This window comes from Mesorhizobium sp. RCAM 06353 (assembly GCF_059683585.1).
In genome coordinates, this window is sequence record NZ_CM185031.1 from 6770306 (window position 1) to 6786746 (window position 16441).

Annotated in this window: 16 protein-coding genes; 2 read left to right on the forward strand and 14 right to left on the reverse strand. The window is 61.8% G+C overall.

All coding sequences use genetic code 11. The features are described 5' to 3' along the window. Window positions 1-101: 101 nt before the first annotated feature. The gene (locus AC56QX_RS32635) at window positions 102-1028 is read left to right on the forward strand and encodes a LysR substrate-binding domain-containing protein (protein WP_497112656.1); all 927 of its coding nucleotides are present in this window, start codon (window positions 102-104) and stop codon (window positions 1026-1028) included. A gap of 42 nt (window positions 1029-1070) precedes the next feature. Here AC56QX_RS32635 and AC56QX_RS32640 read toward each other — a convergent pair whose 3' ends face one another. The 5 genes from AC56QX_RS32640 to AC56QX_RS32660 form a co-directional block, all read right to left on the reverse strand. Further along, window positions 1071-1475 (reverse strand): oligopeptide/dipeptide ABC transporter ATP-binding protein, encoded by a 405-nt coding sequence (locus AC56QX_RS32640; protein WP_497112657.1) that lies wholly within the window; start codon window positions 1473-1475, stop codon window positions 1071-1073. Between the two features lie 60 nt (window positions 1476-1535). Beyond that, entirely contained in the window at window positions 1536-2558 is a 1023-nt protein-coding gene (locus AC56QX_RS32645) for a zinc-binding alcohol dehydrogenase family protein (RefSeq protein ID WP_497118012.1), read from the reverse strand. Between the two features lie 108 nt (window positions 2559-2666). Further along, window positions 2667-3533 carry a sugar ABC transporter substrate-binding protein gene (locus AC56QX_RS32650; protein WP_497118014.1) on the reverse strand — a complete coding sequence of 289 codons (867 nt, stop codon included), beginning with the start codon at window positions 3531-3533 and terminating at the stop codon, window positions 2667-2669. A 142-nt stretch (window positions 3534-3675) separates the two neighbouring features. Beyond that, window positions 3676-4461: an ATP-binding cassette domain-containing protein gene (locus AC56QX_RS32655; RefSeq protein WP_497112658.1), complete on the reverse strand. Its 786-nt coding sequence runs from the start codon at window positions 4459-4461 to the stop codon at window positions 3676-3678. After that, entirely contained in the window at window positions 4458-5408 is a 951-nt protein-coding gene (locus AC56QX_RS32660) for an ABC transporter permease (protein WP_497118015.1), read from the reverse strand. The genes AC56QX_RS32655 and AC56QX_RS32660 overlap by 4 nt, the downstream gene beginning before the upstream one ends. Before the next feature lie 268 nt (window positions 5409-5676). Between AC56QX_RS32660 and AC56QX_RS32665 the strand changes: the two genes are divergently transcribed. After that, window positions 5677-6573: a GntR family transcriptional regulator gene (locus tag AC56QX_RS32665; protein ID WP_497112659.1), complete on the forward strand. Its 897-nt coding sequence runs from the start codon at window positions 5677-5679 to the stop codon at window positions 6571-6573. Between the two features lie 214 nt (window positions 6574-6787). Here the strand turns inward: AC56QX_RS32665 and AC56QX_RS32670 are convergent, their stop codons facing one another. From AC56QX_RS32670 to AC56QX_RS32710, 9 genes are all read right to left on the reverse strand, one after another. Then, on the reverse strand, window positions 6788-7072 hold the full coding sequence (locus AC56QX_RS32670; protein ID WP_497112660.1) for a muconolactone Delta-isomerase family protein: 285 nt from the start codon (window positions 7070-7072) through the stop codon (window positions 6788-6790). 19 nt (window positions 7073-7091) lie between these two features. Continuing rightward, window positions 7092-8705 (reverse strand): GMC family oxidoreductase, encoded by a 1614-nt coding sequence (locus AC56QX_RS32675; RefSeq protein ID WP_497112661.1) that lies wholly within the window; start codon window positions 8703-8705, stop codon window positions 7092-7094. Between the two features lie 77 nt (window positions 8706-8782). Then, window positions 8783-9559, reverse strand: coding sequence for an enoyl-CoA hydratase-related protein (locus AC56QX_RS32680; protein WP_497112662.1), 777 nt, complete (start codon window positions 9557-9559; stop codon window positions 8783-8785). A gap of 3 nt (window positions 9560-9562) precedes the next feature. Continuing rightward, window positions 9563-10528 carry a dihydrodipicolinate synthase family protein gene (locus AC56QX_RS32685; RefSeq protein ID WP_497112663.1) on the reverse strand — a complete coding sequence of 322 codons (966 nt, stop codon included), beginning with the start codon at window positions 10526-10528 and terminating at the stop codon, window positions 9563-9565. 70 nt (window positions 10529-10598) lie between these two features. Beyond that, window positions 10599-11546 (reverse strand): substrate-binding domain-containing protein, encoded by a 948-nt coding sequence (locus AC56QX_RS32690; RefSeq protein WP_497112664.1) that lies wholly within the window; start codon window positions 11544-11546, stop codon window positions 10599-10601. A gap of 83 nt (window positions 11547-11629) precedes the next feature. Continuing rightward, window positions 11630-12625: an ABC transporter permease gene (locus tag AC56QX_RS32695; RefSeq protein WP_497112665.1), complete on the reverse strand. Its 996-nt coding sequence runs from the start codon at window positions 12623-12625 to the stop codon at window positions 11630-11632. Beyond that, window positions 12618-13460 carry an HAD hydrolase family protein gene (locus AC56QX_RS32700; protein WP_497112666.1) on the reverse strand — a complete coding sequence of 281 codons (843 nt, stop codon included), beginning with the start codon at window positions 13458-13460 and terminating at the stop codon, window positions 12618-12620. The genes AC56QX_RS32695 and AC56QX_RS32700 overlap by 8 nt, the downstream gene beginning before the upstream one ends. Before the next feature lie 8 nt (window positions 13461-13468). Continuing rightward, the gene (locus tag AC56QX_RS32705; RefSeq protein WP_497112667.1) at window positions 13469-14938 is read right to left on the reverse strand and encodes an aldehyde dehydrogenase family protein; all 1470 of its coding nucleotides are present in this window, start codon (window positions 14936-14938) and stop codon (window positions 13469-13471) included. An 8-nt stretch (window positions 14939-14946) separates the two neighbouring features. Then, entirely contained in the window at window positions 14947-16440 is a 1494-nt protein-coding gene (locus AC56QX_RS32710; protein ID WP_497112668.1) for a sugar ABC transporter ATP-binding protein, read from the reverse strand. Window position 16441 lies beyond the last annotated feature (1 nt).

Below are 16441 nucleotides of genomic sequence, written 5' to 3' on the forward strand. Positions count from 1 at the left end.
ACGCCAAAACGAATAGCTCTCGGGCGGCAGACGACATAGGGCTTGCATCTGCGTTCTATTTTAGAAATGCTAAAGCAGGCCGACCCCAGGATCATCCCCAGGTGAAGAAAACGCCCCCCTTGCGCGCGATACAGGCCTTCGAGGCTTTCGGTCGATGCGGCAGCGTGACGGCCGCGGCCAACGAGCTTGGCGTTTCCGTCGGCGCGGTCAGCCAGCAAATCCGCAAGGCTGAAGATGTGCTCGGGCTTAGTCTGCTGGAGCGCCGTGGCAGGAATGTTGCGCTGTCATCCTGGGGGCGAACCTACCATGCGGCGATTTCGTCGGGGTTCGACCAGATTCGCAACGCCCAAGACATTGTCGAGCGGGCGCGATCGGAAAGTGCGCTGACTATCTCCTGCCTTCCCTCGCTCGCCAGCAAATGGATCGCGCCAAAGCTTCTGGATTGGCAAATAGACCACGCCGGTGCGACGGTGCGTCTCATCGGCGCCGAACAGGAGCCGCGTTTTGACCAGGATCAGGTTGATTTCCGGATCTCATACGGCACCAAGGTTCACGACTACGATCACTACACCGCACTGTTCACAGATTGGGTGGTGCCTGCCTGCGCACCGGGATTGCTGGCCACTCGGCCTGTCCGCAAGCCAGCGGATATCCTTGATTTTCCTCTCCTTGGCATAGAATGGGCACGAGATCATCAATCACCGCCAAGTTGGGCTGAATGGGCGCGCAGCATCGGAGCGTCGCATCGAAAGACGTCCGGCGAAGTTGCCTTTTCGTTGTCGAGCGCGGCGATCGACGCTGCGATAAATGGAAAGGGGTTTGTGCTTGCCCAATTGTCCATGGCCGCTGACGATATCGCTGCAGGCCGGCTCATCGTTCCATTCGATCAGCGGATAAAGTTGTCCGACGCCTATTTCCTCGCCTGGGACCGTGCGGCGCTGGAAAAACCATTTGCACCTGAACTTCGTGCCTGGATCGTTTCGATCTCCAAACGCCTGGACGCTTCTCCAGCCGATTGGGAGCGGTGAATACTTACGAAGCAAGGAGCCTGTAACCGGCGTCGCGACATTTCACGAGGATGCGCCGGGCACGAATGACTCGTCGTTGTGGTGACAAGCGGCGATGTGCCCCGACGCCACCTCTTTCAACTGCGGCTGCTCCCGAATGCACCTCTCGAAAGCGCGGGGGCATCGAGTGTGGAAATAGCATCCGGTTGGAGGGTTGATCGGACTGGGTATATCGCCGTTCAGGACGGTTCGCCGCCGCTGGTCGCCCACTTTCGGCAGCGGGACGGCCGATATGAGAGCTTCCATGTATGGATGCCGAGGAGCCGCGAAAATATCACGTTTGGCGCCGAGCTGCGTGCGCCTGCAGAAAAGCGGCTGGTGCCGAAGTGGAAAATGGGCGTGACAATTTCCTTCACCATCGATCGCCTTCGTTCTCAACCAGCTTCGTAAAGGTGAGGCGCTGCGCATCCGGCCGCCAGCCCAGGTGTGATCCGCTGCTTCGAAATGTGACCATCGTGTTTTTTGAAGTCACGCAGATCCTGCCACATCGATAACGGCCTTGATCAGACCTGACTTCTGCTGCGCCCAGATCGCGATGTCGCGGGGGCTGTTGCGCAGGGTCGTGCGGTGGGTGACGAGCTGGTCTACCGGTATTTTTCCAGCGCGGATCGAGGCAATGACGTGCTGGAAATCACTATGCGTCGCGTTGCGACTGCCGATCAGGATCATCTCCCGCTTGTGGAACTCTGGATCGGAGAAGGTTATGTTGTCTGGCACGACGCTGACCATCACCATGACGCCGCCATGGGCGACATAGGCAAAGGCTGACTGCATCGAACGGCTGTTTCCGGTCGCGTCGAAGACGACATCGAAGCCCGCTTTGACGGTTCGCTCCGCTATCGTGTCGATGATCAATCCCTTCGATGCGTCGATCACCAGGAAACCCAATTGCACGGCAAAGGCCAACCGCTCGGTGTCGACGTCCATGATGGTCACACTTTGTTGCGCTATGCGGGCAAAAAGCGCGGTGCCGAGGCCAATCGGCCCGGCGCCGACGACCAGGGTGCGATTGCCCGGACCCGCCATGGATCTGCGGACCGCGTGAGCACCGATGGCCAGAAATTCGACCGTGGCCGCCTCGACCAGTGACAGGCCTGCCGCTGGGATCAGGTTCTGAGCCGGCACCAGGATCTGCTCGCTCATGGCGCCGTCACGGTGCACGCCGAGCACCTCGATGGCGACGCAGCAGTTCGGCTTGCCCTGTCGGCAGGCACCGCACTTGCTGCAGGCAAGATAGGGGTTGACGAGAACTTGCTCTCCGACCGCGATGGCCCCTGGCGCGTTGATTGCCGCGATTGTTCCCGAAACTTCATGGCCCATGACGCGTGGATAGGCGAGGTACGGATGCTTACCCTCGAAGATGTGGTAGTCGGTTCCACAGATGCCGACATGGGCGACGTCGACCAGTGCCCACCCCTCCGGCGGACTGCCCGGCGCAGGCCGCTCCTCGAACACCAGTCTGCCGGGTTCGACGCATCGGACGATCTTGATGGCAGGGTCCATGACTGTAATTTCATCCCCTCGCTTGCGGCGCTCTTGTTTCCAAAATTCGCCAACAGGAAATGGTCCGGCGGAACTATCCGCCGGACCATTGATGGATCACTCGAAGTCCTTGACGTTCTGCAGCGTCACGAGGCCTGCGCCGGTGTCGACATTGGCCTCGACCTTCTCCCCGCGGATGGCCTTGACGACCGTGTCGAAGCCAAGCTCGCCCATTTTTGCTGGAAATTGTGCAACGCTGGCATCTTCCGCGCCTGACTTGATCGCTTCGATCTCACCACAGCAGGCGTCGAAGCCAACCAGAATGATCTTGTCGTTGGCAATGCCGGCATTGCTGATGGATTTGACAGCTCCCGGGATTGGCGGGCCGCAGGCAGAGTAGATCGCCTTGAGATCGGGATTGGCGGTCAGGATGTCTTCCGTCACCGACGTGCCAAGTTCGAGCGTGCAATTGGTTGCGCCCTTGCCAACGACCTCGACCTTGACGTCACCGAGCCCCTCCATCATGCCGGTAACCCGGTCGTCCAGCGCCGGCACGCCAGGAACCCCTTGCAGGATTCCGATCTTGTCGCCGCTCTTGAGCACGGTCTTCAGATACTCTCCGGCAATCTTGCCGCCGTTGAGATTGTTGGTCGAAACCAGTGCTGACTGACCTTTCCAGTTCGGGATGCTGTTGTCGACTAGAACCACCTTGATGCCGGCGGCGACCGCCTTATCTAGCGCCGGCGCAACGGTCGGATCGACCGGAGTGATTGCCAGACCCTTGACGCCTTGCGTGATCATGGACTCGATCAGGGCGATCTGGCCTTCGATGTCGGTCGCCGCCTGGCCCTGGCCGGTGACCAGTTCGATCTCGGGATGAGCGGCCGCGTATTTCTTGGCGGCATCCTCCATGGTCGAGTAGAACGGCACCGGGAATTTCGTAATCAGGCCGACCTTGATCTTGTCGGCGGCAGAAGCGGGCATCGCAAACGCAACGGCGATCGCCAGCCCAGCGAACAGTTTTCGGTTCATTGGCATTCCATTCCTCCCTTGGAATTGAGGCGTCTTCCGGCGGAAGCCGCTTCAGGCATTTGCGGACCGGGACGGCCCCCAAATCTCGAACGGATCAGGCTCCAACGATCATGGAAACCAGCTCCTGCTTGTTGTCCTTGGTCGGCACGAGTTCACCAACCTTGCGCCCCTGGCGGAGCACTGCCGCGCGATCGGCAAGCTCGACGACATGCTCCATATTGTGGGTGATGAGGATGACGGCGTTGCCCTGGTCACGCAGGGCAGCAACGAGGTTGAGAACCTGGCGTGACTCGCGCAGGCCAAGTGCCGCCGTCGGCTCGTCAAGGATCACGACCTTGCGGGCAAAAACGGTCGACCGCGCCACGGCGATGGCTTGCCTTTGGCCGCCCGACATCATGGCAACGACGGCGTCGAGCCGCGGCAAGGTGACCTTGAGGTTTGCCAACAAAACGCGCGTCTCGGCATCCATCTTGCGCTGTTGAAGAAATCGCAGGCCGCGCGGAAGCCATCGCGGCCAGGCCAGTTCGCGACCGGCAAAGAAGTTCTGTCCAGGCGTCAGATTGTCGAACAGCGCCAGGTCCTGGTAGACGGTCTCGATGCCGGCGAAGCGCGCGTCCGCAGGGGAGCGTATCTGCGTTGGCGCACCGTCCAGAAGGATCGCGCCGGCATCGAGTTGGTGAACCCCGCTGATGCATTTGGTCAATGTCGACTTGCCGGCGCCATTGTCGCCAAGAAGCCCGAGGATCTCGCCGCGCCGGACCTCGATGCTGACATCGTCCAGCGCCATGACCGAGCCAAAACGCTTGGTTGCGCCACGCACTACCAGCACAGGATGATCCGTGGCGGCTCGATCATCGACGCTGGCCACACCGGCGCTCATGACTGCCTCCCGGCCTGCATGACGCGCACACGCCCTTCGAGATAGTTGCGCAGCACGTCAGATTCGACCGCTATGACGATGACAACGCCGATAACGATGAGCTGGAAGAAGACATTGACGTTGAGCAGGTTGAGCGCGTTGCGGATGACGCCGATCATGATGGCGCCGATCAAGGCATGGCCAAGATGGCCGCGGCCGCCGAGAAAACTGGCACCGCCGATGATCACCGCCGCGATCGTATCCAGTTCCAAAAGGTTGCCGAACAAGGGCGAACCCGCGTCGGTGCGGCCGGCAAGGATGACCGCGCCAATGCCGGCGCACAGCCCTGAGATCACATAGACCGAAACCAGGACCCAGGAGACGGGAATGCCCATGCGCACGGCGGCGTCGGGCCGGCCGCCGACGGCATAGATCCAGCGTCCCCAGACCATCGTCTTGGCCATGACGAAAAGGACCGCGGCAACGCCGGCAACGACGAAGACCGATCCCGGCAGACCCCAGACCGCCTCGCGGCCCAGCGCATCGATGGCCTCCGGCATTCCAGGGATGGCGCGCCCATCGGCCAATTGGAGCGCCATCCCCTTGGCGATGCTCAATGTCGCCAGCGTGATGATGAAAGGATGCGGCAACCGGCCGAAGACATAGAAGAGCCCGTTGATGGCGCCGACCGACGCACCGCATCCAACCATCACCGCGATCACCACGAAGGCGGGAGCGCCGGCATGAAAGCTGAGCGCACCGACGACGGAAGCCAGTGCAACGTTCGAGCCGACGGAGAGATCGATGCCGCGGGTCAGGATGACCAGATGCTGCCCCATCGCGACAACCGAAATAACGGCGGTCTGGGCGAGGATGTTGCTGAGGTTGCGCCCTGTCAGGAAATAAGGTGACAGAAAACTGAGAACGACGACCAGCAGCACCAGGATGACGACCGGACCGGCGCTCAGCAGGGCCAGGCCAAGCGCAAGGCCTGGAACGGCTTCCTGCTTCCTGGGCTCCGGCAATGCGGCCTCGCCGGCAGTGGTGCCGGTGTGTCCCGATTCAGGCAAAGTCCCCTCCCCGCCGAAAGCTCGTGCGAGCCCTCGTCGTCAAAACTTTTGCTGTATTTCAGCTTCCTCTTATCGATAAAAAACAACCGTCATCGCTTGGTCAAGTTGTTTTTTATGGATAAAGTTCACGCTAAAAAGGACAAGGTGTTGTTCAGAGGAAGATCCGATGCGAACCGACACTGTGTACAAGAAGGCCTTCAACCGCGCCGCCACTATGCTGCGGGATGGGCAATTGACCGGGGAGCTCCCTTCCGAAAATGAGCTGAGACGGCGCATAGGCGTGAGCCGCACGACCGTTCGAAAGGTTCTGGGAGAACTTGCCCACCGTGAACTGGTCGCCGAGCACGGCGGCGTCCGGAAGGCAGGCCGCGCGGTCGAGGACTGCGACTACTATCCCGACGCCGAAACCACGTCGCGCGCCAACCATGTCGAGCAGCAGTTCATGGAGTGGATGCTGCGGGGTGACACCAGGCCTGGTACCGGCATCAACGAGCTCGAGCTCGCGCGGCAATTCGGCGTTGCAACCAACGGAATTCGCGAGTTTCTGATCCGCTTCAGCCGATTTGGGCTGCTTGAGAAAAGGCCGAACACGGGCTGGCTTTTCAAGGGCTTCACGGAAGATTTCGCTCTTGAGCTGTTCGAGATCCGGGTGATGTTCGAGCTGCGCTCGGCGCATCTGTTTTCACGGCAACCCAACACGTCTCCCGTGTGGGACAAGCTCGCCGCGCTCAAGGTCGCACATACCGAATTGCTGGGGCGGATTGAAAGCCGCTATCATGACTTTTCCGGCCTCGACAACCGCTTTCATCGACTCATAAACGAGGCTTCACCGAACCGCTTCATCGACGATTTCTACGACATCATCAGCTTCATTTTTCACTACCACTACCAGTGGAACAAGCAGGACGAAAAGCAGCGGAACCAGGCGGCGATCCTCGAGCACCTCGCTTACATCGATGCACTCGAAAGCCGCGATGCCGAGCGAATTGAGCGGGCCTGCCGAGCGCATCTGGCTTCGGCCAGAGCAACGCTGATACGGTCGCTGATTGGGGTTGACCAATGACGGATATGCAGGCGGCTCTGCCATTGGGGGAACCGACGCGTCCGATCTAAATGCCGTCAACAAGGATCACTTGCGGCTCGAACTGGCCGCCGACATTCCAAATTGATGAGCGGCTTGGGCGGTCGGATCCTGCCTTAGTTCAACGACCGCAGCGGCAGCAGCGCTAGAGGCGCGCCACCCCGCCGCGAGCAAGAGGATATTGCCAAGGCGGTGTTCACAACGAAATGAAACCGGCATAGGGCCTTAGCGGAATGATCTCGAAATCGAGCATCGCCGCCTTTGCCAGAGGCAGCGTCGCCAGTTTCTCGCGAACCTCGCTCTCGTCCCTCGCCTCGACGATCTGACAGGCGCCGGGCCTGTCGCCACGATGCCAGATCTGGCGTGTGAAGCCGATCTTGTAAAGATGACGCGCCTGTGCGGCCTCGTCTGGGACCAATAGATCGAAATCAGCATCACTGAACTGGTCCGTGCGACGGCGAGACAGAACAAGAAATTGCACCGGCGGGCTCTCCGAAGACTTACGCAACTGCCGCGACCACGTGGCGGGCATGTGCAGACCGGACCCCCTTGATCAGATCGGCGCCCTTTTCGCCGATCATCATCGTCGGTCCATTGGTGTTGCCGCTGATCAGGACTGGCATGATCGACGAGTCGATCACCCGCAGACCGTCGATTCCGCGTACGCGCAGTTTGGGATCGACGACCGCGGTCTCGTCGACGCCCATCTTGCAGGTACCGACCGGGTGATAGTCGCAGCAGGCATATTGCCTGATGTAGGCCATCAGTTCCTCGTCGGTCTTCGCGGTCGGCCCTGGCAATCGTTCGACCTTGATGAACTTGGCGATCTCGCTTTGTGTCAGCACCTCCCGGATGATCCGCACTGATTTCAGCGCCATGCCGCGATCATAGGGATCGGACAGATAGTTGGGGTCGACCAGCGGCTCGTCGGCCGGGTTCGATGAGCGCAGCTTGACGGATCCAATGCTGCGCGGCCGGAGGAATGTCGAATTGATGGTGAAGCCATGCCCGTCGAGCCGCGTCTGGCCGCCACGCACCACCAGGGCGGGCGCGATGTGGATCTGCAGATCGGGGCGCGTCGCACCGTCGCTCTGGAAGAAGCCGCCACCTTCGACGATCACGGAGGCAGCCGGACCGTTGCGATAGAGCAGCCAGCGAATGCCGTGCAGGAGTGCCTTGGGATAGCGATCCTGGCCGTCATAGCTGATCGGTTCCTTGAGCGTCAGGTGGACGTTGGTGCAGAGATGGTCCTGGAGGTTGCGGCCGACACCGATGAGATCAACGACCGGCGCGATGCCGAGAGCTTTCAACTCGTCGGCCGGGCCGATACCGGACAGCATCAGCAGGCGCGGCGAGTTGATGGCCCCTGCCGATACGATGACCTCGCTTTCGGCGCGCAGCACCTTGCGCGACTTACCCTCGGAAAGTTCGACGCCGACGGCGCGGCCTTTCTCGACAACGATCCGTGCGACCCGGGCGTGTGTCATGACCGTCAGATTGGGGCGACCGCTAACCGGGTGCAGATAGGACACAGCCGATGAGCGGCGGCGCCCGTCGCGGCAGGTGACCTGGTAGAAGCCGGCACCATACATGGTGTCGCCGTTGAAGTCGGAATTGTAGGGCAGGCCATATTGTTGCACGGCGCGGACAAAGGCCCGGGTCAGCGGATGTGGGCCGACCTGGTCCGACACTGCGAGCGGACCGCCCTGCCCGTGATAGCGATTTGCAAGCCGATCATTGTCCTCGGACTTACGGAAATAGGGCAGGATATCCTCATAGGCCCAGCCGTCGTTTCCGAGTGCTGCCCAATTGTCGTAGTCCTCCTTTTGGCATCGGATGTAGATCATTGCGTTGATTGAGCTCGATCCGCCGAGCGTCTTGCCTTGCGGATACCAGATGGAGCGGTTGTCGAGGTTCTTCTGCGGAACCGTGTGGAACCGCCAGTTGACGCCCGATCCGAACAGCTTGCCGATACCGCCAGGAATATGGATCATCGGATTCCAGTCCCGGCTGCCGGCCTCCAGCAGCAGGACCTTGACGTCGGGATCCTCCGACAGGCGGTTGGCCAGCACGCAGCCGGCCGAGCCCGCGCCGACAATGATGTAATCCCACATATTCTGCCTCCACTCGCGCCCGAAGGCGCCCGTCCGCCGGCGCCGCGAGACCGGCCGCCAGCCCTTGCTCCTCAGTCCTATTTGCCCCTGAAGGCCGGCGCCCGTTTCTCGGCAAAGGCTCGCAGCCCTTCAATCCTGTCCTCCTTGCCGAACGCCTCGACGGCCAGCCGGTGCTCTATCTCGAGCCCGCTTTGCAGGTCGGTTTCGAATGCCGCCAGAACGGCCTTCTTGGCATAGGGCGTGATGGCAACTGACTTGGCGGCGATGGCAGCGGCGATCTCCAGAGCGCGCGGCAGGAGCCTGTCGGCCGCCACGACCTCGCTGACAAGTCCTTTGCGCTCCGCGAGCACCGCATCGACCATGTCGCCTGTCAGCACCATCTGCATGGCAAAGGATTTGCCGACCAGGCGCGGCAGCCGCTGCGTGCCGCCATCGCCTGGGAATGAACCGATCTTGATTTCCGGCGTGGCGAATCTCGCCGCTTCCGAGGCGACGACGATGTCGCACAGCAGCGCGAGCTCCAGCCCGCCGCCCAGCGCATAGCCATTGACGGCGGCAATGATGGGCTTGGAGAATGCCTCCATCGCGCGCCAGCAGGCCAGTCGATCCGGATCGGTGTAGGAGGCGACGCCGCGCTCCAGCATGTCGGAAATGTCGGCGCCCGCCGCGAAGGCGCGGCCAGCACCTGTCAGCACCACGCAACCGACTGCCGCATCGGCTTCATAGCTGGCGAGCAAATCGCGCAGTTCACCGAGCAGCGCCTTGGAAAGCGCGTTCAGCTTTTCAGGCCGATTGAGCGTCAGCAGCCGTATGCCCGGCGCTGGTTCTAATGCCTGCACAAGGCGATCCGTCATCGATCAGGCAACCTTCCTGTACAGCGTGTCCGAATGCAGGCCGGCCTCGGCCAGCAGGGCGCGTATCTTCTCGATCTCGGCTGGTGCGGGCTTCATCAGAGGTGGACGGACATGGGATTCATCCAGCCGTCCGAGCAGCACCAGAGCCTCCTTCATGCGATTGTGCATATCGAGAAGCGGCGCGTCGTAAAAGGCCCTGACTGTCGGATAGATGCGATCGTTGATTGCCTTGGCCGCCTTGAGATCGTTTGCCTGCACGGCACGGAAGAGCGCAACCTGAAGGCTGGCGATGACACTGCCGGCACCCGACAAAAGCCCGTCGCAGCCAAGTGCCAGCGAGCCGAGCAGCCAGGCACTGTGGGTGGTGAGGGTGTTGACCTGACGGTCGAGAGCTTTCAATTCGCGTATCTGGCGCTCATGCAAATTGCCATCGCCGCACTGGTCCTTGATCGCGACGATCGAGGGAAAGCGGCGGCAGAGTTCGAGCAACGTCGGCAATGGGTAAGCAAGGTTCGATGCCAGTGGATACTGGAACAGGATGATCGGCAGTCTGGACGCATCTGTGATGCGCTTGAGATGCTCGACGATCATCTCCGGTCGCAGGTGGCCACCGAGGGTCATGAAGTCAGGCGGGAAAACCAGCAGCGCGTCGGCACCCTCCCGCTCCGCGTAGGCGGCGATACGTGCGGCCTCGAGGCTGGAGTTTGTATAGACGCCGACAATAGTCGGAAGCTCGTCCTGCAGCACATCCTTGGTTACCACGATCGCGCGGTATTGTTCGTCGATGGTGAGCGCATGCACTTCGGCGGCATGACCATTGATGGTAATGCCGGAAATGCCTTCGACCGAGGAGACGTCGGCGAGGTGCTTGCGGTAGGCGCTCTCGTCGACATCCAGATCGGCGGTGAACGGCATCAGGCAGGCGGGAATGACGCCATGGGCAGCAAACGGTTTCTTGTCGCTCGTCATCGGAATTCCTTGTTCGAGATTGTGGGACGCCGCGTGACAGGGCGGCGTCCCCTGTTCTTGGAAGACTGTCTCAGAAGCCCTTGCCGATCATGTCGGCGATGTTGTCCGGCGTCACCGAAACCGTGGGCAGGGTGATCGTCTCAGGGACCTTCTCACCCTTGGCCACCTTGTAGGCGGTCTCGATCCCTTCGGGCGCCACGAACGGATAGACGAAGGTTGCGGCGAGCTTGCCCTGTTTGACCGCCTCGAAGGCCGTTTCCTGGCCGTCGATGCCGACCACCGCCACTTCATTGAGCCGCCCGGCGGCCTCCAGCACCTGGATCGCGCCCAGTGCCATCTCGTCATTGTGCGCGTACACGGCCTGGATCTGGCCAGGCCCAAAGCGCTGCACCATGTCCTCCATGAACTTCACCGCCTTGTCGCGGGTGTAGTCACAGTTCTGCGATGCAACCACCTTCATGTCGGGGTGCTTTGCTAAGGCTTCGGCAAACCCCTTGTTGCGATCGATGGTGGCCGATGCCCCGGCCGTCCCCTGCAACTCGATGATGTTGCCCTTGCCGTTCAGTTTCTTCGCAAGGAATTCGCCAGCGCCAACGCCGAGCGGCAGGTTCTCGCCGCCGACATGGACGGTAACGGGCGTGTTGACCTTGCGATCGAGCGTCACCACCTTGATGCCAGCGTCCATTGCCTCCTTGACGACCGGCGTCAGCGCCTGCTCCGTCAGAGGCGAGATCATCAGCACCTTGATGCCTTGTGCGATCAGGCTTTCGACATCCGCCACTTGCTTGGAAGCATCATTGTTACCGTCGGTGACGATGAGATCGACATCGGGATAATGCTCGGCTGCGTATTTCTTGTTGCCCTCCACCATGGCCACGCGCCAAGGATGGTTCATGGTGCCTTGGCTGAAGCCGATCTTGATTTTGTCCTGAGCGAACGCCGGACCCGGCATCATGCCACCCAATACCAGGGTTGCGGCTATTGCAGTGGTGTGTAGGAAATGTCTGCGACTGGTCATTTTTTCACTCCTCCATTGTTTTTCATTTCAGGCTCCAAAGCGCGACGTCCGGCCCTCCCGGTAAGTGCCGCCGCGCGTGGATGTCAGGACCGTCTTTTGCGACGGTAGACCTCGAACATCACCGCAGCGATGATGATGGCGCCCTTCACGATCTGCTGTGTGAAAGGCGATATACCTAGCAAATTCAATATATTAGCCATGACAGCAATGATCGCGGCACCGATCACGGTACCGATCACGCCGCCTTCGCCGCCAAACAGGCTCGTGCCGCCGATAACGACGATCGAAATGGCCTCGAGCTCCAGATTGGTTCCGGCGGTGGGCTCACCAACGGTGAGCCGCGAGACAAACACCAGGGCGGTCAGCGCCGACAGCACTCCGGAGATGGCATAGACCGACATCAGCACACGCGGCACGTTGATGCCGGCAAGCCGTGCCGCCTCGGTGTTTGAACCGACCGCGTAGATCTGGCGACCGAAAGGCGTGTGTCGCAGGATGACGAAAGCCGCGGCCGCGATGGCAATGAAGATCCAGATCGGCACTGGAATGCCGAGGAGAAAACCGCTGCCCAGATAGGAGAAAGCATCCGAAGCATCGCCCAGCGTCTTCGGTTCGCCGTTGGCGATGGTCATGGCGATGCCACGCCCCATGACCAGCGTGCCGAGGGTCATGATGAAGGGCGGCATGCCGAAGAAAACGACACCGGCTCCGTTGATGGCGCCGAACAAGGCTCCCATCCCAAGCGCCGCGATCACCGCCAACGGGATCGGAACGCCAGACGAGAGCAGGAGCGCAGTGGCAACCGCGACGACGCCAACGATGGAGCCGACAGAAAGATCGATGCCGCGCGTCAGAATGACGAAGGTCATGCCGACGCTGACGATGCCAAACAGCGCGACCTGGCGGCCGACATTCAAGATGTTGCCTGTCTGGATGAAGCTCGGCGACAGATACACCGCGAAGGCGCACAACACGATCAGGACCCAGAGCAGTCCAAGGCTTTGCGCCCAGCCTCGCAGGCGTCCCATCGACCCCGGCCGGATCGAGGCCAATCCTTGTCCAGTTGTCATCTCAACCATTCCTTCCTCCCGTTTCGTCTGCCATTGCGAGGGTCGACTGCCGTTGCAGCAGCCAGGCCACCGCATCGGCCAACCCGCCCTCGTCGCAGGACGGTCCAACGAAAAGCGCGAGCCGCTTGGCTTCCGCGACCGCGTTTTCGACCGTGAGCGCCGTTCCGGCCCAGGCCAGCATCTCGAGATCATTCTCGGCGTCGCCGGCGGCGGCGCAGTCCTGCGCCGCCATTCCGAGTTCGGCCGCAACGGTCGCGATGGCGGTCTTCTTGGAGATGCCGAGCGGGCCGATCTCGAGCAGACGTGGATGCGATCCCGATACCGACAGGCACCCGGCAAGCTGCACGCGGAGAGCTCCAAAGGCTTCACGGTCTGTGGGCTGCGCGGCGACACACATGATCTTGCCGGGTTCGCCCGGCAGGTCTTCCAGCGCCTTCGCCACGATCAAAGGCTCGTTGGTCACGGCGGCTTCGCGGACGATAAGCGGGTCTTCGGCAAGCGCATGAATGGCGGTGCCTGTGAACCACATCGGCCGCACACCGGCAGCCTGAGCCAATGCCATGGCCTGCAGCGCATCAGCGCGACCGATCCGCTGCTGCGACAGCGCGATGCCGGTCGAGACATCGCCGATCCAGGCGCCGTTGAAGCAGATGACGAGGTTGGCAACTCCGAGCCGTTCCGCGTAGGGCTTCACGCCAAGCGGCGAGCGCGCCGTCGCCAGAACAACTGTGATGCCTGCCTTCCCCGCCATGCCCAGCGCGTCGGCCACACGCTGCGGCAGTATATGGTCGTGCGTCAGCAAGGTGCGGTCGACATCGGTGACGATAAGGCGCGGAATGGTCATGACCCGCCTCAGACCGGAAATACCGGAGCGCGCGGCCCGGTCTGGATGAGAAGCGTCTTGAGTTGGGTGAACTCCTCGAAGCCGGCCTGGCCCATCTCGTAGCCGAAACCGGATCCCTTCACGCCGGTGAGCGGCAACTGCGGCGCACCATCGATAATCGTATTGGCCTGCACCCAGCCGCTTTTCAGGCGCTTGGCGACGGTCAGAACTGTGTCGATATTCTTGGACCAGATGTAATTGGACAGCCCATAGGCGGTGTCGTTGGCCAACCGCACCGCGTCATCCACCGTATCGAACCGGGTGATGCTCAGCACCGGGCCAAAGATCTCCTCGCGGAAGATCGTCATATGCGGCTCGACCCGGTCGAAGATGGTCGCTTCGTGGAAGTGACCGTCCGCCTTTGTCGCTACGTTGCCACCGAGTAGGAGCTGGGCGCCTTCCTCGACCCCGCCTTTGACGAAGCCGGCCACCTTGGCCAGATGGCTGTGATCGATCAGCGCGCCGATATCCGTGTCTTCGTCGAACGGGTCACCGACCTTCATCTTGCGGGAGCGCGCGACCACCTTGGCGATGAAGGCGTCTGCGATGGAGGATTGCACGAACAGGCGCGAGCCCGAAACGCAGCACTCGCCATTGTTGAAGAACACGCCCATCAGTGCGCCGTCCGCCGCGGCTTCCAGATCCGCATCGGCAAAGACGATATTGGCCGACTTGCCGCCCAGTTCGACCGAGGTTTTGACCAGGTGACGGGACGTGTTGCCAACGACACGGCTGCCGGTGCGCGTCGAACCGGTGAAGGACACGAAGTCTATGCCCGGATGCCCGGTCAGATGGTCGCCGGCGGTTGCGCCGTAGCCGCTGACGACATTGAAGGCGCCGGCCGGCACGCCGGCCTCCGCCGCCAGCGTGGCGATCTCGAACGCGGAGCCTGAAGTGAACTCCGATGGTTTCAGCACCACCGTGCAGCCGGCGGCGAGCGCAAACGGGACCTTCTGCGACAGGATCAGCGCCGGGAAATTCCATGGCGTGACGAGTGCCACGACACCGACCGCTTCGCGGCTGATCAGCGCCGTCTTGCCGTCGCCGATGTTCGTATAGGTGAGGCCGGACATCTGCATTGCGAGCGACGCGGCGTAGCGCGTCAGGCCGGCGGCACCATCGATGTCGCCGCGCGCGAAACGGATGGGCTTACCGACCTCCTCGACCTCGATCCTGACCAGCCTGTCGCGGTTGGTGCGGATCAAATCGGCAAGACGGTTCAGAACCTCGGCGCGCTCCATGCCGCTCATACGCGGCCACGGCCCTTCCTCAAAGGCGATACGCGCCGCCTCCACGGCGAGATCGACATCCTCGGGCGTGCCATCGGCATAGCGGGCGACCAGGTCTCCGCTGGCCGGCGACCGGCGCTCGATCGAACCGGAACCTGAATTCTCGACAAACTGCCCGCCGATGAATTGTTGATAGCTGCGCGTGCTCATGTCGTTACTCACTGCCAAACCGCATGGGCCATGATTGTTTCCTCGGTCGCGTCCTCGCCCTCGAGAACCGCCGAAATGGTTCCCTCGCGCATGACGATGATGCGGTTGCAGAGGCCAAGGATTTCCGGCAATTCGGACGAGACCATCACGACGCTTGCCCCTTGCCTCGATGTCAGTTCGGCGAGCAGGTCGTAGATTTCGCGCTTGGCCGCGACGTCGACGCCGCGCGTCGGTTCGTCGACCAGCAGGATTTCCGTCCCCGCATGCAGTTGACGGGCGATGCCACATTTCTGCTGATTGCCGCCCGACAGCGTGCGGACCTTGGTGCTGGGGCTTGGCGTCTTGATGCGCATCTGCTGGATGAACCGGGAGACGGCCTCGTGCTCGCGACGGCCGCTGATCAGGCCGCCGCGGGTCAACGACATCATCTGCGAAACGGTGACGTTGAACGCGACCGACTGATCGAGGAACAGCCCCTCGGTCTTGCGATCCTCTGGCAGCAGGCCGACGCCGTGCGCAAGCGCCCGGCGCGGCCCGTCGAGGACGACGAGTTGGCCGTCGATCTTGATTTCACCACCATCAATTGGATCGGCGCCGGCGATTGCCCGCAGCACCTCGGTCCGGCCCGCGCCGGCAAGACCGCAGATGCCCACGATCTCGCCGCGCCTGACATCGAAGGAGATATCCTTCAGCACGCCGGCCCGCGACAGGTTGCGCACCTCCAACCGGAGTTGACCGCCTGGCTGTGGGCGCGGTGGAAAGACATCCTTGAGTTCACGTCCGACCATATGGCGGATGAGATCGGTCGTGGTCGTCTGGCCAATCGGCATGGAGGCGACGACCCGGCCATCCCGCAGCACGGTGACCTCATCGCAGATCTCGTAAAGCTCTTTCAGGCGATGCGTGATGTAGATGAACGAAACACCGTGCTCGCTGCTCAGCCGCCTGATCGTCGCGAAAAGGTGTTCAAGCTCGGCGTCGCCCAGGACGGCGGAAGGCTCGTCGAGCACAACGATACGGGCCTCGCGCGCAATCGCCTTCGCGATCTCGACCATCTGGCGCTGCGCGACGCTGATGGTGTCGATGCGGGCGGCCGGATCGACACGGAAACCCAGCCTGTCGAGGACCTCCTGTGCCAAGGTTTTCGCCCGGCCCCAGTCGATGGTGCCCAGCCGTGTTCTGGGGAGGCGCCCGAGGAAAATGTTCTCTGCGACCGTCAGGTGCGGAGCCTGGGCGAGCTCCTGGTAGATGACCGCAATCCCAAGCTCAAGCATGCGCTCGGGCGTGGGAGTAGCCACCACATTCCCGTCGATGACAACCTGACCTTCATTGGCCAGGAATGCGCCTGACAGGACGCGCATCAGCGTCGACTTGCCGGCGCCATTTTCGCCGATCACGCCATGCACGCTGCCCTTATGCACGGCGAAGCTGACATCGTTCAGCGCATACACACCCGGAAAGCGCTTGTGGATGCCGCGCATTTCGAGAACTGCGTCCTTCATC